A 19,581-nucleotide genomic window follows, 5' to 3' on the forward strand; every position below is an offset into this window, starting at 1 on the left:
TCCGCACCACGGGGACGTTCCTCAGGAAGCTTCGAGCCGCGCGGCCACCCGCTCCGCCAGCGCGCTCGCCTCCGGGTCGTCGAACCGGCCCAGCGCGCCGGCCGCCTCCTCCCAGACCGTACGGGCCGGCTCCCCCAGCCGCCCCAGCACCTCCGCCAGGTTCACCAGCGCATGCGCGAGCTGCCAGTGGGCGTCGGCCTCGCGAAACCGCTCGATGGCGTCGCGATGGAGACCGGCCGCCTCCTCCAGGCGGCCGAGCGCACCGCACGCCTCGCCCGCGATGTCCAGCGCAGTGGCCTCGCGGGCGGTGTCGCCGAGGCGTTGCTGCACGGCCGCCGACTCGCGGGCCAGTCGCAGGGCGTCCGCCGCGCGGCCGCGTGCAAGTGCGACGCGGGCCGACTCGGCCAGCCAGTGGCCCTGCCAGAGCCGGTTGTCCTCCGCCGCGGCCAGGGACAGCGCTTCGGCGATCGCACGCGCGGCGGCCCCGGGGTCGCCGGATTCCCGCCGGGCCCGGCTGAGCAGCCACAGCGCGTTGCCCACCCCGAAGTGGTCATCGAGGTCCCGGAAATCCGCGAGCACCTGCTCCACGAGCATGCACGCGTCGCCCGCGCGGCCGGCGTCGCACAGCGTCTCCGCGAGGTTGGTACGTATCAGGGCCGTCCAGCGGCGTTCGCCGAGGCTGCGGAACATCTCCGCGGCTTCAGCGAAGCGGAGTTCGGCTTCGTCCAGGCGGCGGCGCCGGAGCCCGAGGAGCCCGAGGGCGTTGGCGGACACCGCCATCCCGTGGACGTCGCCGAGCCGCCGCCGGATGGCCAGCGCGCCCCGGTGGCACTCCTCGGCCGCCGCCAGCCGCAGTCTCTGGAACTCGGCCTTGCCCAGGTTCTCCAGCGCCTCCGCCTCGCCGGCCTCCTCGCCCGACGCGCGGGCGGCGTCGACGGCGATCCGGGCGGTGGCGCCCCACTCGTCGAAGGCGTTCTGGTGCATGTAGATCGCCCGGAGCACGACGGCCAGGCGCCAGGCGATGCCGAAGGCACCGGCGTCGGCGGCGGCGCGCGTGGCGGTGACGAGGTTGGCGGACTCCGTCCGGTACCAGCGGAAGGCGGACTCGTAGCCGTCGAAAGCGGGGGCGGGGTCCGGGGCCGGGACGTAGTCGTCGAGAGGCCAGCGGTCGTAGGGCGCGATGGCCCGCTGCGCCGCGTCCGCGGTGTGGAGATACCAGGCGACGCAGCGCGCGAGGACTGCGCTCCGGTCGTTCTCGCTCTCCTCCCGGCGCACCAGTTCGGCCGCATAGGCGCGCACCAGGTCGTGGAACTCGTAGCGTCCGCCGGGGCGCCGCTGCAGCAGATGGGCGCGCATCAGCGTCTCCAGCAGCGGCTGTACGCGCGCGGGTTCCAGGCCCGCCAGGACGGCCGCGGCCGCCAGCCCGAACTCGTTGCCCGGGTGCAGGCCGAGGAGCCGGAACAGCCGGGCCGCGGACGGGGGCAGCGCCCGGTAGGACCACTCGAACACGCTGCGCATGGCATCCGTTCCCTCCTCGTTCCCTTCCCCTGGGTCGGCGGTGAGCACGGTCCACCGCGCCGATTCGTCGCGTAACTCGTCGATCAGCTCGCGGAGGGAGATCGCCGGACGGCCCGCCGCGCGTTCCGCGGCGATACGGAGCGCCAGCGGAAGTCCACCGCACATCCCGGCCAGTTCTGAGAGATCGGCGCCCTCGTCTCCGGTCCGCTCGTCGGCTGTGGTGGCACGCAGCAGGGTGACGGCGTCGTCCGCGGGGAACGTCAGCACCCGTATGCGCATGGCGTCGCCGTGGGTCACCAGACCGGTGAGGTCGTCCCGGCTGGTGACGAGCACGAGCGAGGCGGCGGTGCCCGGCAGCAGCGGCCGCACCTGTGCGCTGTGGGCGGCATTGTCGAGAAAGATGAGCATGCGGCGCTCCGCCGTCAGCGAGCGGAACAGGGTCTCGCGCCGCTCGCGTACCGCCGGCACCTGCGCGGCGGGAATGCCCAGGTCTTCGAGGAAGTGACCGAGCACCTGCTCCGGGGCCGCCGGAGCCTCGGCGGCGTAGCCGCACAGGTTGGCGTACAGCTCCCCGCCGGGGAAGTGTCCCTGCGCGGCATGGGCCCAGTGCAGCGCGAGCGAGGTCTTGCCGACCCCGCCGGTACCGGTGAGCGCCGCCACGCGCGACGTACGCGACCGGGCCGTGTCCTCCGCGAGGAGGGAGTCCAACCGGGCCAGCTCCCGGGACCGGTTGACGAAGTGTCCGGCACCGCCGCGCAGTTGATGCGGGACGATAACCGGCGTCGCCTGCCCGTGCTGATGGAGGTGCAGGCCGCCGCTGATGTCCCGGGCCTGGACGACGGCGTGGGCGACGGTCTCGCCCCCGACCCGGTTGACGTGCCCCGGCTTACCGTCACCGCCCATCGCTACGTCTGGGCGGGTGGGGGCGGCAGGTGCGCAACGTGTCCGTCGAACCAGTCGAGCAGGGGCTCCCCGGCTTGATAGAGCTCCTGGATGAAGCTCTGGCAGCGCAGGATGAGGTCACGGTCGACAAACTTCCGCGCGGCTTCCAGCACGCCCCGTTCGTCGTACACGGCCTCGTACATCACGTGTTCACCGAGGGTGTAGATCTCGGGGAGCGGGCCGTCAGACTCGTACTGGACGACCTTGTCCGCGTCGATGACGTGGATCCGCCCACCGGTTTCACTACGGACCCGCAGGGCATGCAACTCCCACTGCATGTACGGGCTCAGTGGCTCCTCCACCACCCGGATCCGCCGGGACGTGAAGCCGTGCTCCCGGCCCTTCTGGTGACGCCGCGTCAATTCCTCGCGCCCCGCGTCCAGCAGGCGCAGGGATTCCGCCCAGTCACCGCGGGCGAACGCCTCCCAACTGTCATAGCCCGGTTCCTGGAACGTCTGCTGCCGCTCCAGCTTCCAGAACCCGAGGTCGGCACTGCGCCAGTAGTGCTTCTCGAAGTCGGCGTAGTAGGGGGCGAGTGGCATGCGCTCACTCGTCGCACCGTCGAGCAGGCTACTCATCCGGGATATCCGTCTTCGCAGCGATGACCGTCGCCCGCGGGATGACGACCAGGCGCTCACCCGGGTCGACGCTCACCCCGTCCGGAAGCCGCCCGTGGTAATCCGTGGTCAAGTCGGTACCGATGACGGCGACATCCCCGTTTTCCAGCTCCCACACATCCGGGCAACTGGCGTCACCGGAGGTCTGGCCTAATTCATGCGACGACTTCCCTAAGCGCCGTGCGAACGCCGCCGCCGGGTCGGCTTCCCACCTCGTGTCCATGTCCCCTCCATGTGTGAAACAACCGGGGGGAGCCTACCACCGAAAGACCCCACTCGACTACTCTCCGTAATTGTCGGGCGTACGTCGCCGGCCCTCACGACGCCCCTCCCGTCACTTTCGCCAACTCCTCCGGGCGCGGGCCGTCTTCCGTTCCGCCGGGGTCGTCGCGGGGTTCCACTGCCAGGTGGGGGAGGTGGCGGTCGAGCCAGGTGGGGAGCCACCAGTTGGCGGGGCCTAACAGGTGCATCAGGGCGGGGACCAGCATCGTGCGGATCACGAAGGCGTCCAGGGCCACCGCGCCGGCCAGGCCGATGCCCGCCATCACGCCCTCCAGGTCGCCGCTGAGGACGAACGCGCTGAAGACGCAGATCATGATGAGCGCCGCCGCGTTGATGACCCGGCTGGACTCCGCGAGCCCGACGCGGACCGCCCGGGCGTTGTCGCCGTGGTGGACCCACTCCTCGTGCATGCGGCTGACCAGGAAGACCTGGTAGTCCATCGACAGGCCGAAGAGCATCGCCAGCATGATGACCGGCAGGAACGCCGTGATCGGCACCTCGCGGCCCAGGCCGAAGAGGTCGCTGCCCCAGCCCCATTGGAAGATCGCCACCAGGGCGCCGAACGCCGCCGCCGCGGCGAGCAGGTTCATCACCGCCGCCGTCAGCGGTACCACCACCGAGCGGAACGCGACCAGCAGCAGGACGAAGCCCAGCGCGACGATGATGCCGACGAAGAGCGGCAGCTTGCCGGTGATGACAGAGGCGAAGTCCTTGTTGATCGCCGTGACCCCGCCGACACGGACGTCCAGCGAGGTGCCCTCCTCGGCCGCCGGGATGACCTCGTCCCGTAGCCGGTCGATGAGCTGGTCGGTCGCCTCGTCCCGCCCGCGAACAGCACCGCGCGCCCGGCGGTGTCCAGGGCCCCTACCGCGGAGTCCTCCACCCTCAAGCCGCGGTGCAGCCCCGTGCGGTGCCGGGTGACGATGAAGAGCGCGTAGTCGATCGAGACGCCGAGGCCGATGAGGCTGCCGAGGAGGGTGGTGGCTTCGGCGAAGTCCGTCGTGTGGCTGAGCAGCGTGACCGTCATCAGGCCCGTGCCGATGCCGAAGACGGCGCAGACGATCGGCAGCAGCATCGCGAAGAGCGAGCCGAACGCGATCGACAGGATGACCGCCGCCGCGACGATGCCCGTCACCTCCGCGAGCCCGCCCGGCGCGCCCTGTACCGCCTGGATCGCCTCGCCGCCCAGCTCGACCTGGAGTCCGTCGACATCACCGGCCGCGGCCTGCGCGGTGCCGATGACCTCCTCGACGTTCTCCTTCTCCAGGTTCATGGCCTGCTCGGTGAACGTCACCTGCGCGTACGCGATCCGCCCGTCCTCGCTGATCTGCCCGCCGCCTGCGGGCGCGTACGGGCCGGCGACCCGGCCGACCTGCGGGACGTCGGCGATGCCGGCCAGCGCCTCCGTCATGCGCGCGCGGATCTGCGGGTCGCGTACCGAGGCGCCCTCCGGTGCCCGCCAGACGACGCTGTCGGTGTCCCCGGAGGTCTGCGGGAAGGACGCGCGCAGAAGGTCGACCGCCTCGGCGGACTCGGTGCCGGGCAGTTCGAAGTCGTTGGCCCAGCGGCTACCCGCGGCCTGAGCGGCGACGGCGGTGCCGAAGAGGGCGCACACCCACAGCAGCAGGACGACGTAGCGGTGGCGGAAACAGAATCGGGCCAGTGCGGCCACGGCGGGGCTCCTCGGCTCGGCGACGGGGAGTGAGGGCTTCAGCGTCACCGCGGCGGCCGGGGCGTACCCAGGGCCCTCAAGGATCCCGCAGGGGCTTCACACCGAACTCTCAACCCGCGCGTCCGCCAGCGGCAGCCGGATGGTGACGGCCATGCCCGCGCCGGGCGCGGTGTCGAGCGCGACCTCGCCGTCGTGCGCCTCGACCACCGCCCGCACGATCGACATGCCCAGGCCGCTGCCGCCCGCGACCCGCGCGCGCCCCGGGTCGGCGCGGAAGAACCGGTCGAAGATGCGCGCCGCGTCCTCCGGCCGCATGCCGGGCCCGGTGTCGGCGATGCGCAGGACGGCGGCGCCGTCGCCGGTGGCGGCGGAGAGGGTGCAGGCGGCGTCCTCGGGGGTGTGGGTGCGTACGTTGGCGAGGAGGTTGCCGAGGACCTGGCGCAACTGGGCCTCGTCGCCGACGACCACCGCGGGCGCCGCGGCCTCGGCCGTCACGGGGCGGTGCGGCTGCTGCGCGCGCAGGTCGGCGGCGGCGTCGCGGACGAGGGCGGCGAGGTCGACGGGGGCGCGGTCGCGGGCGGGGTGCTGGTCGAGGCGGGCGAGGGCGAGGAGTTCGTCGACAAGGCGGCTCATGCGCTCGGCCTCGGCGCCGACGCGGGTCAGGGCGCGTTCGGCCTCGTCGTCGTCGAGGATGCCCTTGTCGTAGAGCTGGAGGTAGCCGAGCACGGTCGCCAGCGGGGTGCGCAGCTCGTGCGAGGCGTCGGCGAGGAACTGCCGCTGCCGCGCGGCGGCTTCCTCCCGGCTGGCCATGGCGCCCTCGACCTGCTGGAGCATGGCGTTGAGCGCGTCGCGCAACTGCTCGACCTCGCTGCCGCCGGGCGGCGAGGTGTCGACCCGGCGCGACAGGTCGCCCTCGGATATCGCGGACGCGGTCTCGACCATGTCCTCAAGGGGGCGCAGCCGGCGGCGGGCGGCGTGCGAGGAGACGACGGCGAGGAGCAGCAGGAGCAGGGCGCCGAAGACGGCTTCCATGACGAGGAGTTTCCGTACGGCGTTGCGCACCCCGTCGTAGCGGGTGGTGCTGATGGCGTACGAACCGTCGTCGAGGCGGGCGACGGCGGCGCGGTAGTGGTGGCCGCCGGCCGCGATGCTGGTGAGGTCCCCCGAGTCGGCGAGGGCGCCGGGGTCGTCGAGGGAGTCGGCTATCTCGCGGGAGAGCCGCTGGTCGTCACCGCCGATGAGCGGGCAGGTGGGCCGGAGTTCGCCGCGGGAGTCGAGGAGGACGAAGGGGTCCTCCTCGCCGGAGGAGCCGAAGCCTTTGTCGTCGGACGCGCCGAAGGCGTCGGCGAACCGGCACACCTGCTCCAGGGCGGTGACGCTGAGCGGTCCCGAGACGAGGGTCTCGCGGTCCTGGCGCACGGTGGCGTCGACCTCGCCGACGAGGATGGTGTACGTACCGAAGAGGCTGCCGCAGGCGGCGGCGAGGAGACCGGCGGCGAGGATGACGACGTTGGTGACGGAGAGCCGGTTGCTGAGGGAACGGGGGAACCGCTTCACGGCGGCGGCCCGGCGGGCGCTGCGGAATCCCCGGCTCCTGCCGGACCCGCCGGTCCGGCCTGCTCGTCGGGCCCGTCGGGCCCGTCAGACCCGTCAGGCCCGTCCGGTCCTACGGGGCGGAGTCCGTAGCCGACGCCGCGGCGGGTCTCGATGAGCGGCGGACCGAGGGGGTCGAGCTTGCGCCGCAGATAGCTGATGTATGTCTCCACGACCGTCGACTCCACCGCGGTGTCGAACTGCCAGACGCTGCGCAGCAACTGCTCCTTGGTGAGGATGCGGCCGGCGTTGCGCATGAGGTGGCGCAGCAGGTTGTACTCGGTCGGCGTCAGTTCCACGGGCGCACCCCCGCGCCGTACGGTGAACGTCGCCTCGTCCAGCTCCACGTCCCCGTGCCGCAGCACCCCGCCCGCGGGCGCCCGCCCCCGGGTCCTGCGCAGCACGGCACGCACCCGGGCGACGACCTCGTCGACGTTGAACGGCTTGGTGATGTAGTCGTCCCCGCCGAGCGCGAGCCCACCGAGCACGTCGGCGGGCGCGTCCCGGGCGGAGAGGAAGATCACGGCGGGCTCGTCCCCGCCCGCCCGCAGCTCCCGGCAGACCTGCCAGCCGCTGCCGTCGGGGAGCATGACGTCGAGGAGGACGAGGTCGGGGGCGTGGCTGCGGGCGAGTTCGAGCGCGCGCCCGGCGGTGGGCGCGGCGCGCACGGCGAAGCCGTGGAAGCGGAGGGTGATCTGCAGGATGTCGGCGATCCCGGGATCGTCCTCGACCACGAGAACGGACTGCCCCACCGCACTACGCTCTGCCGCGCCGCTCATGGCCCCAGTATCGGGGCGGCGGACGGGCACACCGCGGGGAGGGATGTTGGGAGTTCCCTGTGAGAAGCTTGGCCGCGTACAACATGTATGCGTACACACGCAGAGAGTGGACAGTACTCGTCACCTTCCGTGAGCGTGGTCACACGCAACGGGAGGGTCGCCGCCTGCCCCGAGGCCGTTCACGTCCGCGACTCCACGGACAAGGCCGGGCCCCGCCTCACCTTCACCCCGACGCCTGGGCCGCCTTCGTCGCCTACGCCCGCAGCGCGGCCGAGGCCGCCCAGCCGGAAGCAGGTCATGTGGCTCCCACGCCGGCGCGCCTCGGACATCGCCCTGCCGGGCAACGACTTCTGGCTCTTCGACGGCCGCCTGGTGCGCTGGAACCAGGAAAACCCGATCCGGGTCAGAATCGTCCAGCCGTCCGGAATCGCCTTGCACCTCGAGGCGTTCGGGCATCTCCGCCAGCTCGCCGTCTACGGTGCCGAGGCGCGGGCTGATACTCAAGGCCATCGAGGCACTCGGCTAAGGGCGGTGGTCAGGGTTCCTTGTCCTCGCGGGCGGCCAGTCGGCCTGCCAGCAGCATGAGGCCCAGGCCGATCGCCACGCCGCATGCCGTCCACAGCACGCGGTAGCCCTCGACGGTGTAGTTCGCGGGCTGCGGGAGGCTGACCAGGATGAGCACTCCCGCGGCGAGTGCGGCGCAGTAGAGCGCGTGGTTCCAGTAGCGGACCGCCGCCGCGTGCATCAGCAGGACGAGCGCCACCACTTCGAGCACCCGCGTCACGGCGAACAGCTTGGTCCCGGTCTCACCCGCGGGCAGCAGGATCAGCAGCGAGGCCGCGGCGGCGCCGAGCAGTGCGCCGACGAGGCGCTGCGCGGTGAAGAGCGTGGTCTGCTCCAGCGCCGGCTTCATCGCGATGACGGTCGCGAGCGGGATCCAGTAGCCGTACGAGAGGTCGAGGCCGAAGCCCAGCGCGCAGGCCGCGGCGACGGCTCCGGCGCGGATCACCGCGAACGTGAGCACCGGCCAGGGGGGAAGCTGGGGCCGGGTGCCGGCGGGCGTGTCCCCGGCGGGCCCCTTCCCCGCGGGCGCCTCCCCGGCGGGCGCGTCACCGCCGGGCGCGTCACCGCCGGGTCCGTCACCGCCGGGCGCGTCACCGGCACGTGCGTCATCGGCGGGCCCGTCCCCGCCGGGTGCGTCCGACGTCTCGCGGGGGCCGTTCCCTCGGCCGCGGGCCAGCCACCCCGCCGTCGTCACCGCGAGCCACAGTGCCGCCCCTCCCGCCCACGCGACCACCTGGGCCCACGTGTGGCTGGTGGGGCCGGAGTGGTGGTCGAGCTGGAACGAGAGCGCAAGTGCGGCGATGAACCAGATGTTGAGCAGCAGGGCGGTCGCGAACCTGCGCGTTCCGTACGCGACCGCCAGTCCGGCCACGAGCGTGACCGCGAAGCCGGAGAGGACCAGCCAGCCCCAGCCCGCGCCCCCCAGGGCGAAGCCCCACGCGGTCAGTCCCGCGCCGATCAGGGCGTAGACGGAGACCCGCGCCGCGCGGTGCTCGAACCTCCCGCCACGGTCGTCCAGCACCGCGAGCAGCAGGCCGGAGAGCGCGCTGAGGAGGTACTGCTCGTGCCCGATCGCCCAGAAGACCACCAGCGGCACCAGCGCGAGGTCCAGGAAGAGGATCGCCCGCGGCAGGTCGAGTCCCCGGGCGTCGACCCCGAACACCTTGGACAGCTCACTCACGGCCTCCTTCCGGATGACCGAGGTCTCCTTCGGAGTGCTGGAACCCGCCATGAACGCCTCGCTGTCTGGTCTCCGGAGATGCCGCTGCGGTCCCGCATTCTCCGTTCCCGCGGTGAGCGTCACGAACGGACGCGCAGGCCACGGCCACATGAGGCTCTGTTACCAGTCGTACGGCGGAGGCGGGGCGGAGGCGGACACCGGGGGGCAGGGGGCACAGCCGCGCCCCCTGCCCCGTGCGACGGGGCGACGCGGTCAGGCGGTCAGCGTCTCGCGGAGCTGCGTCAGGCCCCAGTCGAGGTCTTCCTTGGAGATGACCAGCGGCGGGGCGATGCGGATCGTGGAGCCGTGGGTGTCCTTGACCAGGACCCCGCGGGCCATCAGCTTCTCCGAGAGCTGCCGCCCCGTGCCGTGCGCCGGGTCGATGTCGACGCCCGCCCACAGGCCCCGGCCGCGTACCTCCCGGACCGCGCCCGTGCCCGTCAGCAGGCCCAGTTCGCGGTGGAGGTGGTCGCCGAGTTCCGTGGCGCGCTGCTGGTACTCGCCGGTGCGGAGCATCGCGATGACCTCCAGGCCCACCGCGCACGCCAGCGGGTTGCCGCCGAAGGTGGAGCCGTGCTCGCCGGGGTGGAAGACACCCAGGATCTCGCGGCTCGCGACGACCGCCGAGACGGGGACCACGCCGCCGCCCAGGGCCTTGCCGAGGATGTAGACGTCCGGCACCACGCCCTCGTGCTCGCACGCGAACGTACGGCCCGTGCGGCCCAGGCCCGACTGGATCTCGTCGGCCATGAACAGCACGTTCCGGGCCGCGGTCAGCTCCCGTACGCCCGCCAGATAGCCCGGCGGCGGCACCAGCACGCCCGCCTCGCCCTGGATCGGCTCCAGCAGCACGGCGACCGTGTCCTCGTCGACGGCCGCGTCCAGGGCGGCCAGGTCGCCGTACGGGACGATGGCGAAGCCCGGCGTGTACGGGCCGTAGTCGGCGCGGGCCTCGGGGTCGGTGGAGAAGCTGACGATGGTGGTCGTACGGCCGTGGAAGTTGTTCTCCGCCACGACGATCTTCGCGCGCCCCTCCGGCACGCCCTTGACGCGGTAGCCCCACTTCCGGGCGGTCTTCACCGCGGTCTCGACGGCCTCCGCGCCCGTGTTCATCGGCAGCACCATGTCCTTGCCGCACAGCTCGGCGAGCTGCGCGCAGAACTCCGCGAAACGGTCGTGGTGGAACGCGCGCGAGGTCAGCGTCACCCGGTCCAACTGGGCGCGGGCGGCGTCGAGGAGGCGGGAGTTGCCGTGGCCGAAGTTGAGGGCCGAGTAGCCGGCGAGCATGTCCAGGTAGCGGTTGCCCTCGACGTCGGTCATCCACGCGCCTTCGGCGGTGGCGACGACCACGGGCAGGGGGTGGTAGTTGTGCGCGCTGTGGGCGTCGGCCGCGGCGATGGCTGCGTCGGTTCGCGTCACGGGATCTCCGTTCCGTTGCGCCGTGAAGGGCGGTGCGGGCGGGGCAGGGGTGGTGCCCCTGTGTCTATCTTCGCTCGGATGATGGACGAAGGATCCATCACCGGCGGGCGCGCCCGCTAGGGTGGAACCGCGTGCGGCGACTGGCGAACGTGGAACGGACCACGGGGAAGCCGCGCGGCGCAGCAGCCGAGTGGTGCCGCCCGCCTGGGTGCCCCGGGTCCGACACAGACTCGACCCGGAGGGACACACCATGGCTCCCGCCCATCCCGCCCTTGCGCGGACCGACCCCGAGCTGGCCGCCCTCGTCGCCGCCGAGGAGCAGCTCCAGACCGACACGCTGCGGCTCATCCCCAGCGAGAACTACGTTTCCGCCGCCGTGCTCGAAGCCACCGGCACCGTGCTCACCAACAAGTACAGCGAGGGCTACCCCGGCAAGCGCTACTACGAGGGCCAGCAGAACATCGACCCGATCGAGACCCTCGCCGCGGACCGGGCCAACGCCCTCTTCGGCTCCGAGCACGCCAACGTGCAGCCGTACTCGGGCTCCCCCGCGAACCTCGCCGCCTACCTCGCCTTCGCCGAGCCCGGCGACACCGTGATGGGCATGTCCCTGCCGCACGGCGGGCACCTCACCCACGGGTGGAGCGTGTCGGTGACCGGCAAGTGGTTCCGCAGCGTGCAGTACACGGTGGGGCGCCAGGACGGGTGCATCGACTTCGACGAGGTACGGGACCTGGCGCGCGCCGAGCGCCCGAAGATCATCCTGTGCGGCGGCACCGCCATCCCGCGGACCATCGACTTCGCCGCCTTCGGCGAGATCGCCCGCGAGGTCGGCGCCGTGCTCGTCGCCGACGTGGCGCACATCGCCGGGCTCATCGCCGGCGGCGCGCACCCCTCGCCCGTACCGCACGCGGACGTGGTCACGACGACCACGCACAAGACGCTGCGCGGCCCGCGCGGGGCGATGATCCTGACCCGCGCGGAGCACGCGCGCGCGATCGACCGCGCCGTCTTCCCCGGCCTCCAGGGCGGGCCGCACAACCACACCACGGCCGCCATCGCGGTGGCGCTGCACGAGGCGGCGCAGCCGTCGTTCCGGGAGTACGCGGCGGCCGTGGTCGCCAACGCGAAGGAGCTGGCCGCGCGGCTCGCGGAGCGGGGCTTCTCGCTGGTCTCGGGCGGCACGGACAACCACCTGATCCTCATCGACCTCACCGGCAAGGAGGTCCCGGGGAAGGTGGCGGCGAAGGCCCTGGACCGGGCGGGCCTGGTGGTCAACTACAACACCGTCCCGTACGACCCGCGCAAGCCGTTCGACCCGTCGGGCATCCGGCTCGGCACGCCGTCGCTGACGTCCCGGGGGCTCGGGACGGCGGAGATGGCGCAGGTGGCGGAGTGGATCGACCGGGGGGTGGCGGCGGCGCGGACCGGCGGCGCGGAGGCGGATGTGGCGCTGAAGGGGATCAGGGGCGAGGTGGCGGAGCTGATGGGGGCGTTCCCGGCACCGGGGCTGGCGGTGGGCTGACCCCGGGACGCCGGTGGCCGGTCCGTGGCGGCCGGCCTTCCCGTTGCGGCCGGCCTTCTCCGGAGCCCGCGCCGCATGGCGCGGGCTCCGGCGGGCCTCAGCCGTCGAGGTCCAGGAGTACGCCGCGGGAGCCGGCCGGTGCCCTCCGGTGGCGGCGGTACAGGCGGGGTGCGGCGGTGGCCAGGAGGGCACCGGCGGCCAGGCCCGGCAGGGCCCACCACCAGTTGGTGCCGGGCCCCGCGTCCGGGCCGGCGGCGGCGGTCGCCTCGCGGCGGGCGGCCCGGTCCGTGTCCGCGGCCGCCCGCCCCTCCCCCGGGTCCGCCCCCTCGTCGGCGGCCGGCTCCGGCGGGCCCCCGGCCTCCGATGCGGCGGCGTCGGTGCCGAACTGCGGCGGCATGTACCACCCGCTCTGCTCCTCCGGCCGCTCCGCGACCCCCAGCCGGCCGAGCAGCGAACCGAGCCGCCCCGGGTGCTCCACCCGCCGCCAGGTCTGCGCGGTCACCGCGTCCCCGCCGGTGCCCCTGCTGACCACCGCGCCGCCGCGGGCGTCCGGGTAGACGGTGTCGACGCGCCACGCGTGGACGTCGTGCTGAAGCCACGTCACCGTGATCCGCCGCGCGTCCGCGCCGCCGAGGCCGGCTTCGGTGAGCACCGGGTCGACCCGTTCGCCGGCGTCGCCGATGGCCTTGTCGAGGGCGGCGTAGTCGGGGTGGGTGGCGTACAGGGCGGCGGCCTCGCCGCTGCCGCCGTTGACGAGCAGGACGCTCGTCGGACCGCCCGCGGCGGCCGGTGGGGCGAGGCCCAGAACGAGCCCGAGGGCGGCGAGGACCGCGGCGGCGGCCGCGGCGAGGCGGTGCGTGCGGCGGGTGTGCCGGCGGGTGGGTCTGCGCATGGCGTCGCTCCGTTGTCCGGTCGGTGTCCGGCCGCGGCCGGTGGCGTACGAACCGGGCCCGCTCCCGTACGAACCGGGCCCCGCCCTCCGTACACCGCGACCGGCGCCCCGGTTCCGCACGCCCCGCCTCACGACACGGACTCCGCGAGGCGCAGGGCCTCCTGCTTGGCCGGGACGCCTTCGAGTCGGAGGGTCAGCCCGTCCGGGCCCTGCCAGAGGAGGGTGGGGCCCGCGGTGCGGACGGTACGGGTGTACGTGCTGCCGCCCGGGGCGCGCAGGAGCAACTCCAGGCGGTGCGCCTCGGGGAACCAGAGCGCCGTGCCGGTGCCGACCTGCTCCCACTCCGGCGGCACCGGCGACGTCTTGCCGACGAGCGGGTCGAGCGTCCCCCGGAACGCATCCAGCCGCACCGCGTCGCCACCCGCCCCGCGCCCGGCCGCCCAGCACAGCGACACCATCCGTCCGTCCGCCGAGACGCCCGCCGCGTCCGGCGCCCCCAGCCTGGGCGGCACCGGCGGCCGGAAACCCGCGCGGCGGGCGGCGGCGTCGAGGGTCAGCGCGCCGCAGCCCGGGACGGCACCGGGGGGCGGGGCGCCGGGGCCGGACGGCGCCGAGGACGGCGCGGTCCGTACCGCGACGCCGCCGAAGTCGAAGAACGACGCCACCCCCGCCCGTACGGGGGCCGCCAGCACCAGCCCCACCAGCACCGCCGCGAACCCGGCGAGCAGCACCCGCCGCCGCCCCCGCACCCGGCGCCGTACCCGCGCCCGCCACCCCGCGACGGGCACGGGCTCCCCCGCGACCCGCCCCATCACCCCCGCGACGACCCCCTCGACGTCCACCCCGGTCCCGCCGGCCGTCTCCGCCCGAGCCACCGGACCACCGCCGGGCGCCCCCGCGCCGCCCCCGGCCGGCGACCGCGCCAGAGCGCGCAGTTCCTCCTCCAGCCCCTCAAGCCCTTCCGGCTCACGCCCCACCGGCCCCGCCCCCTTCCGGCTCCCCCGCGGCCGCGCCCCCGCGGCCCCGTCCCCCGCGACCCCGAACCCCGCCGGCCGCCCCGTCCCGCAGCCCGCCGTCCTCCCCCAGCAGCCGCGCCAGCTCCCGCAGCGCCCTGCTCAGCCGGGACTTCACCGTCCCCCGCGCCACCCCCAGCGCCGCGGCCGTCTCCGCCTCGTCCAGGTCCAGCAGGTACCGGTGGATCACCACCTCCCGGTGCCGCTCCCGCAGCGCCCGCAGCGCCGTCACCAGCTCCTCCCGCCGCTCCACCGCCAGCGCCCGCCCCGCCAGGTCCTCCGCGGCCACCCCCGCACCGCCCGCCCCCGTCGCGCCCGCCAGCGCGCCCGCGCGCTCGGTCGTCGCCCGGCGCCTGGCCGCGGCGCGCACTGTGTTCTTGGTCTCATTGGCGACGATCCGCAGCAGCCACGGGCGGAAGGCGGCCCCGTCCCGGAAGCCGCCGAGCGCCCGGTATGCCTTGATGAAGGCGTTCTGCACCACGTCTTCCGCCTCCGCGCCGGCTCCCAGCAGCAGCGCGAGCCGGTGCGCGGTCTCCGCGTGGGCGCGCACCAGTTCCGCGTACGCCTCGGTCTCCCCGTTCCGTACGCGCGCCACCAGCCGCGCCTCGCCCGCACCGTCCCCGCTGATCGCCGCCCCTTCCCCCGCCGCCCACCGGCCCGGCGCACGGACCGCCCGCGGACCGCCGCCGGCGGCCCCCGCACCCTCCCTACACCGCCGGGCCGCAACACGTTCCGCACCTGAGAGAATGAGCCCCATGGCAGCCCCGACCCGTCGCCCCCGCGTGCTCTCCGGCATCCAGCCCACCGCCGGCTCGTTCCACCTCGGCAACTACCTCGGCGCCGTCCGCCAGTGGGTGGCCCTCCAGGAGACGCACGACGCGTTCTACATGGTGGTGGACCTGCACGCGATCACGGTCCCCCAGGACCCCCAGGAGCTGCGCGCCAGCACGCGCCTGGCCGCCGCGCAGCTCCTCGCCGCCGGTCTCGACCCGGAGCGCTGCACGCTGTTCGTGCAGAGCCACGTGCCCGAGCACGCGCAGCTCGGCTGGGTGATGAACTGCCTCACCGGCTTCGGCGAGGCGTCCCGCATGACGCAGTTCAAGGACAAGGCCGCCAAGCAGGGCACGGCCAACACGACCGTCGGCCTCTTCACGTACCCGGTCCTCCAGATCGCCGACATCCTGCTCTACCAGGCCGACGCCGTCCCGGTCGGCGAGGACCAGCGCCAGCACATCGAGCTCACCCGCGACCTCGCCGAGCGCTTCAACACCCGCTACGGCCGCACGTTCACCGTCCCCGCGCCGTACATCCTCAAGGAGACGGCCCGGATTTACGACCTCCAGGACCCGACGGTGAAGATGAGCAAGTCCGCGTCCTCGCCCAAGGGCCTGCTCAACCTCCTCGACGAGCCGAAGTCCTCCGCGAAGAAGATCAAGAGCGCGGTGACGGACACGGACACCGAGATCCGCTACGACCCGGAGGCCAAGCCCGGCGTCAGCAACCTCCTCACCATCTACTCGACGCTCACCGGCGCCACCGTCGCCGAACTGGAGCAGAAGTACACGGGCAAGGGCTACGGTGCGCTCAAGACCGATCTCGCCGAGGTGGTGACCGAGTGGGTGACGCCCTTCCGCTCCCGGACCCAGGAGTATCTGGACGACCCGGAGACCCTGGACTCGCTGCTGGCCAAGGGCGCGGAGAAGGCGCGTACGGTCGCGGCGGAGACACTTGCCGAGGCATATGACAAGGTGGGCTTCCTGCCCGCCAAGCACTGAGGGCCGTGAAGGAGACGCTTGTGGGGACCGTGACGGTCGGTGTATCGATCGCCGTCCCGGAGCCGTACGGCAGCCTGCTGCAGCAGCGCCGGATCGGCTTCGGCGACACCGCGGCCCACGGCATTCCCACGCACATCACGCTGCTGCCGCCGACCGCCGTCGACGCCGCGGCGCTGCCGCGGATCGAGCGGCACCTGGCGCAGATCGCCGAGTGCGGGGTGCCCTTCCCGATGCGGCTGAGCGGTACGGACACGTTCCGGCCGTTGACACCGGTGGTCTTCGTGCAGGTCGTGGAGGGCGCGGCGGCCTGCTCCTGGCTGCAGAAGATGGTCCGGGACGCCTCCGGGCCGCTGGCGAGGGAACTGCAGTTCCCGTACCACCCGCATGTGACGATCGCCCACGACATAGACGAGGCGGCGATGGACCGGGCGGCGGCGGAGCTGGCGGACTTCGAGGCGGCGTGGCCGGTGACCGGGTTCTCGCTGTACGAGCAGGACGCGGAGGGCGTGTGGCGGCTGGAGCGGGAGTTCCGCTTCGGCGGCGACTCGGCGCTCGAGGTGCCGGCGCAGACGCGCTCCGAGCCGGCACCGTCGCCGGGCTGAGGCGGAGCGCCGCACCGAGCGTGCCGCACCGCTTTCCCCACCCTCCCCCTAGATAACCTGGCGTTTCCGGGGCATACGCCGGTTCGTACGGCCAGCCGCGCACCCGGCGGCGGCTTCGGGGGACGCGACGGCAGGAGTGCGGCGTGGAGTGGCTGACCAGGTTGCCCGCCGTCGGCCCGCACCTCGCCCGCCTCATGCGCACCCGCCCCTACCGGGCCTTCGCGTACGTCCAGGCCCGGCACTGGAGCCGGCTCGCCGGGGCCGTGACGTTCAGCAGCTTCGTCGCCCTCTTCCCCCTGCTCACCAGCGCCGCCGCGATCTCCGCCGCCATCCTCAGCGACAGCCGGCGCAAGGACGTCGAGAAATGGATCACCGAGCAGGTGCCCGGCATCTCCGACCGGCTCGACCTCGGCGGCCTCTTCGCGAACGCCGGCACGGTGGGCCTGATCTCGCTGGCCGCGCTCCTGTTCACCGGCGTCAACTGGATCAGCACCCTGCGCGACGCCCTGCGCGCGGTGTGGGACCGGGCCGACGTCTCCGAGAACCTGTTCCTCGGCAAGGGCAAGGACGCCCTCATCCTCTTCGGGCTCGGCGGCACGGTGCTCGTCTCGCTCACCGTCTCGATCACGGCCACGACCGCCGCCGGCGCGGTGCTGGGCGCGATCGGCATCGAGGAGGGCGGCTGGGGCGGCGCGGTGCTGGAGGCGGCCGCGTTCGCCGCCGCCGTGACCGCGGGGTTCCTGCTGCTGGTCTACGTCCTGACCCGGCTGCCCGGAGTCCACCCGCCGCGGCGGCGGGTGGTGGAGGCGGCGCTCGCCGGGGCGGTGGGCTTCGAGCTACTCAAGCTTCTTCTCAGCGGCTACTTCAGCGGCGTCGCCGGACGGAGCGTCTACGGCGCCTTCGGCGTCCCCGTCGCGCTCGTCATCTGGATCAACTTCATGGCCCGCCTCCTGCTCTATTGCGCCGCCTGGACGGCCACGCCCGACGAGGTCGGGAAGCGGCCAGCGGCGGTGGATGACGTAGGCGACGATGGCGAGCAGCGCGACTGAGCCGATCGTGATGGCGAGCGCCGTGCCGACGCCGCCCTCCTCCTCGCCGTCCGCGGCGGTGGGCCTGGCGCCGTCGGAGGCGGACGCCTCGTCGCCGGAGCCCTGGGTGCCGCCGGCGTTCTTTTCGGCGCCCTGATCGGTGTCCTTGCCGGCGGCGTCCTCGTTCCGCATGCCCTCGGGCGGGACCAGCTCGCCGACCGGCTGCACGGCGGGCGCCGCCTTGAAGCCCCAGTCCAGCAGCTTGCCGGCCTCCTTGTAGACGGCGTTCGACTCGCCCTCGTCGGGGTGCATGACGGTGACGAGCAGCACCCGTCCGTCGCGCTCGGCGACGCCGGTGAAGGTGGCGCCGGCGTTGGTGGTGTTGCCGTTCTTGATGCCGGCGATGCCCTTGTAGACGTCCACGTCGACGTCGCCGGTGAGCAGCCGGTTGGTGTTCTGGATCTCGAAGTACTCGCGCTTCTTGCCCTTCTTCCCGCCCGGGAACTTCGCCCGGGGAGTAGCGGCGTACGCGCGGAAGTCCGGGTTCTGCATGCCGGCGCGGGCGAAGAGCGTCAGGTCGTACGCGCTGGACGTCTGCCCCTTCGCGTCGTACCCGTCGGGGCTGACCACGTGCGTGTCCTCGGCGCCCAGCTCGCGCGCCCGCTCGTTCATGGCCTGCACCGTGGCGTCGACGCCGCCGTTCATGGCCGACAGCACGTGCACGGCGTCGTTGCCTGACCGCAGGAAGACCCCGAGCCACAGCTCGCGGACGGTGTAGGTGAGGTTCTCCTTGATGCCGACGAGGCTGCTGCCCGCGCCCATGCCCTCCAGTTCCTCGGCGGCGACCTTGTGCTTCTCCTCCTTGTTGAAGAGGGGCAACAGGGTGTCGGCGAAGAGCATCTTCAGCGTGCTGGCCGGGGGCAGCTTCCAGTGCGCGTTGTGCGCGGCGAGCACCGCGCCGCTCTCGGCGTCGGCGACGACCCAGGACCTGCCGGTGAGCTTCTTCGGCAGCTCGGGGGCGCCGCTGCCGAGATCGACGTGGGTGCCCGGCTGGCCGAGAAGGGTGCCGCCGACGTTCGACATCTGATCGGGCGGCCGCGGCTTGTCGTCCTGGGCCGCGGCGGGCGCGACGCCCCCGAGCGACAGGAGCGTGGCGGCGGCGGCGAGCGCGGCGCCGCGGATAGTCACATGAGATGTCGGCACGTCGCGAACCTACCTGGAGTCGCCCTCGATGTGGACACCGAGGTGCGCTAGTTGGCCGAGGAGCGCCCCCGGATGGGGGCGGTGGGACACGGGAGGGGTCCCGGGCCCCGGTTCTACGCTGAGCGTACGACCGTCGCCGGTGGAGGAGGGGTGGGCATGGGATGGATCAGGGACAGGCTGTTCGGCGGGCGCGCGGGCCGGGGGCGGGGCGGCACGGCGGCACCGCGGGGGGACGGCGACGGTGGCGGGAGTGGCGGCGGGGGCGCCGGCCGCGGTGGTGACGACCTGGTGTGCGACTGCTGCAACGCCGCCGTGGCACGCGCGGACGCGTACTACCTCCCCACCAGGACGGTGATGATCTCCGAGGCCCACTGGGCGGACTGCTTCGCGACGAACAAAGCGGTGTGGGAGATGTTCCTTCCGGAGGACCGGCTGCCGTCCGTGTTCGACGACTTCCTGCGGCAGCACGTCTCCAGCAACACCCCGTGGGCGGTCTGCGAGCGGTGCAGCGAGTTCTTCATCTTCGACCGGGCGGCGGCACGCGCGGACGCGCTGAACGACCACATCTCCGACGACAACGGTGCGGTGGACCCGGCGGGTTGCGTGCTCTTCGCGGCCCTGGGGTGGGAGCGGGTCCACGGCTCGTGGCCGGAGTCGGTGAAGAAGCCGGAGGTCGCCGACGTGTGCGACTTCTGCGAGAAGAAGATGTACGTGGGCGAGATGTGGGGGTTCGCCGCCGAGGAGACGCTGGCGCGGTACGAGGCCAACGGGTTCACCGACCACGACCGCCCGGTCCGCGTGGCCCGTACCAACGAGGAGGGGAAGACCGGCTGGGTCGAGTGCCAGGTATGCCTGGCCCGGAACCTCAACCGGGGCCAGCGGGCGGACTACCGCCCCGAAGGCCGGGATTGGCGCGATCCGCCCGGGACTCCGTGATC

15 protein-coding genes, 3 pseudogenes and 1 riboswitch are annotated in these 19,581 nt (G+C 73.4%); of the genes and pseudogenes, 6 read left to right on the top strand and 12 right to left on the bottom strand.

Annotated elements, in window-relative coordinates:
• Positions 1-21: 21 nt before the first annotated feature.
• The 6 genes and pseudogenes from FB457_RS02405 to FB457_RS02430 all read right to left on the bottom strand — a co-directional run bounded on the left by FB457_RS02405 (position 22) and on the right by FB457_RS02430 (position 7,403).
• On the bottom strand, positions 22-2,421 hold the full coding sequence (locus FB457_RS02405) for a tetratricopeptide repeat protein (RefSeq protein WP_145780615.1): 2,400 nt from the start codon (positions 2,419-2,421) through the stop codon (positions 22-24).
• A 2-nt stretch (positions 2,422-2,423) separates the two neighbouring features.
• A complete protein-coding gene (locus tag FB457_RS02410) occupies positions 2,424-3,002 on the bottom strand; it encodes a DUF6879 family protein (protein ID WP_486588904.1) in 579 nt (192 codons plus the stop codon).
• Positions 3,003-3,030: 28 nt separating this feature from the next.
• On the bottom strand, positions 3,031-3,300 hold the full coding sequence (locus FB457_RS02415; RefSeq protein ID WP_145780619.1) for a hypothetical protein: 270 nt from the start codon (positions 3,298-3,300) through the stop codon (positions 3,031-3,033).
• Between the two features lie 94 nt (positions 3,301-3,394).
• Positions 3,395-5,031 (bottom strand): annotated as a pseudogene (locus FB457_RS02420) (MMPL family transporter).
• A 96-nt stretch (positions 5,032-5,127) separates the two neighbouring features.
• Positions 5,128-6,588, bottom strand: coding sequence for a sensor histidine kinase (locus FB457_RS02425; RefSeq protein WP_145780621.1), 1,461 nt, complete (start codon positions 6,586-6,588; stop codon positions 5,128-5,130).
• Complete coding sequence (locus FB457_RS02430) at positions 6,585-7,403, bottom strand: response regulator transcription factor (RefSeq protein ID WP_486588905.1); 819 nt, start codon at positions 7,401-7,403, stop codon at positions 6,585-6,587. The genes FB457_RS02425 and FB457_RS02430 overlap by 4 nt, the downstream gene beginning before the upstream one ends.
• Before the next feature lie 288 nt (positions 7,404-7,691).
• Here FB457_RS02430 and FB457_RS02435 point away from each other — a divergent pair.
• Positions 7,692-7,988 (top strand): annotated as a pseudogene (locus FB457_RS02435) (DUF6879 family protein); the annotation flags it as partial.
• Here the strand turns inward: FB457_RS02435 and FB457_RS35820 are convergent.
• Complete coding sequence (locus tag FB457_RS35820) at positions 7,939-9,147, bottom strand: FUSC family protein (protein ID WP_486588906.1); 1,209 nt, start codon at positions 9,145-9,147, stop codon at positions 7,939-7,941. The pseudogene FB457_RS02435 and the gene FB457_RS35820 overlap by 50 nt on opposite strands.
• A 252-nt stretch (positions 9,148-9,399) precedes the next feature.
• Positions 9,400-10,605: an ornithine--oxo-acid transaminase gene (rocD, locus tag FB457_RS02445; protein ID WP_047017661.1), complete on the bottom strand. Its 1,206-nt coding sequence runs from the start codon at positions 10,603-10,605 to the stop codon at positions 9,400-9,402.
• A gap of 126 nt (positions 10,606-10,731) precedes the next feature.
• Positions 10,732-10,822, top strand: a riboswitch (ZMP/ZTP riboswitch).
• Positions 10,823-10,855: 33 nt separating this feature from the next.
• On the opposite strand from rocD, the gene FB457_RS02450 reads away from it, so the two are divergent.
• Positions 10,856-12,130, top strand: coding sequence for a serine hydroxymethyltransferase (locus FB457_RS02450; RefSeq protein ID WP_145780622.1), 1,275 nt, complete (start codon positions 10,856-10,858; stop codon positions 12,128-12,130).
• 97 nt (positions 12,131-12,227) lie between these two features.
• On the opposite strand, the gene FB457_RS02455 is transcribed toward FB457_RS02450, so the two are convergent.
• The 3 genes from FB457_RS02455 to FB457_RS02465 all read right to left on the bottom strand — a co-directional run bounded on the left by FB457_RS02455 (position 12,228) and on the right by FB457_RS02465 (position 14,792).
• Positions 12,228-13,022, bottom strand: coding sequence for a hypothetical protein (locus tag FB457_RS02455; protein WP_052770439.1), 795 nt, complete (start codon positions 13,020-13,022; stop codon positions 12,228-12,230).
• A gap of 128 nt (positions 13,023-13,150) precedes the next feature.
• Positions 13,151-13,999, bottom strand: a complete 849-nt coding sequence (locus FB457_RS02460) for a hypothetical protein (RefSeq protein WP_253911393.1) — start codon at positions 13,997-13,999, stop codon at positions 13,151-13,153.
• Positions 13,989-14,792, bottom strand: a complete 804-nt coding sequence (locus FB457_RS02465; protein ID WP_186461914.1) for an RNA polymerase sigma factor — start codon at positions 14,790-14,792, stop codon at positions 13,989-13,991. Before FB457_RS02465 ends, FB457_RS02460 begins: the two co-directional genes overlap by 11 nt.
• Here FB457_RS02465 and trpS point away from each other — a divergent pair.
• The 3 genes and pseudogenes from trpS to FB457_RS35825 all read left to right on the top strand — a co-directional run.
• Positions 14,791-15,810 (top strand): tryptophan--tRNA ligase, encoded by a 1,020-nt coding sequence (trpS, locus tag FB457_RS02470; RefSeq protein ID WP_047017659.1) that lies wholly within the window; start codon positions 14,791-14,793, stop codon positions 15,808-15,810. The genes FB457_RS02465 and trpS overlap by 2 nt on opposite strands.
• A 20-nt stretch (positions 15,811-15,830) precedes the next feature.
• Positions 15,831-16,412 carry a 2'-5' RNA ligase family protein gene (locus FB457_RS02475; RefSeq protein WP_047017658.1) on the top strand — a complete coding sequence of 194 codons (582 nt, stop codon included), beginning with the start codon at positions 15,831-15,833 and terminating at the stop codon, positions 16,410-16,412.
• A gap of 194 nt (positions 16,413-16,606) precedes the next feature.
• Positions 16,607-17,332 (top strand): annotated as a pseudogene (locus FB457_RS35825) (YihY/virulence factor BrkB family protein); the annotation flags it as partial.
• Here FB457_RS35825 and FB457_RS02485 read toward each other — a convergent pair.
• Complete coding sequence (locus FB457_RS02485; protein ID WP_047017656.1) at positions 17,249-18,628, bottom strand: D-alanyl-D-alanine carboxypeptidase family protein; 1,380 nt, start codon at positions 18,626-18,628, stop codon at positions 17,249-17,251. The pseudogene FB457_RS35825 and the gene FB457_RS02485 overlap by 84 nt on opposite strands.
• Before the next feature lie 171 nt (positions 18,629-18,799).
• Between FB457_RS02485 and FB457_RS02490 the strand changes: the two genes are divergently transcribed.
• Positions 18,800-19,579 carry a hypothetical protein gene (locus FB457_RS02490; protein ID WP_145780626.1) on the top strand — a complete coding sequence of 260 codons (780 nt, stop codon included), beginning with the start codon at positions 18,800-18,802 and terminating at the stop codon, positions 19,577-19,579.
• The last annotated feature ends 2 nt before the right edge of the window (positions 19,580-19,581 follow it).

Source organism: Streptomyces sp. CNZ287 (assembly GCF_007827615.1).

Excerpts from the sequence above, each read along its gene's own strand:
- FB457_RS02405 (WP_145780615.1), bottom strand. The coding sequence starts at position 2,421 with ATGGGCGGTGACGGTAAGCCGGGGCACGTCAACCGGGTCGGGGGCGAG.
- FB457_RS02410 (WP_486588904.1), bottom strand. The coding sequence starts at position 3,002 with ATGCCACTCGCCCCCTACTACGCCGACTTCGAGAAGCACTACTGGCGC.
- FB457_RS02415 (WP_145780619.1), bottom strand. The coding sequence starts at position 3,300 with ATGGACACGAGGTGGGAAGCCGACCCGGCGGCGGCGTTCGCACGGCGC.
- FB457_RS02430 (WP_486588905.1), bottom strand. The coding sequence starts at position 7,403 with ATGAGCGGCGCGGCAGAGCGTAGTGCGGTGGGGCAGTCCGTTCTCGTG.
- FB457_RS02450 (WP_145780622.1), top strand. The coding sequence starts at position 10,856 with ATGGCTCCCGCCCATCCCGCCCTTGCGCGGACCGACCCCGAGCTGGCC.
- FB457_RS02455 (WP_052770439.1), bottom strand. The coding sequence starts at position 13,022 with ATGCGCAGACCCACCCGCCGGCACACCCGCCGCACGCACCGCCTCGCC.
- trpS (WP_047017659.1), top strand. The coding sequence starts at position 14,791 with ATGGCAGCCCCGACCCGTCGCCCCCGCGTGCTCTCCGGCATCCAGCCC.
- FB457_RS02465 (WP_186461914.1), bottom strand. The coding sequence starts at position 14,792 with ATGGGGCTCATTCTCTCAGGTGCGGAACGTGTTGCGGCCCGGCGGTGT.
- FB457_RS02490 (WP_145780626.1), top strand. The coding sequence starts at position 18,800 with ATGGGATGGATCAGGGACAGGCTGTTCGGCGGGCGCGCGGGCCGGGGG.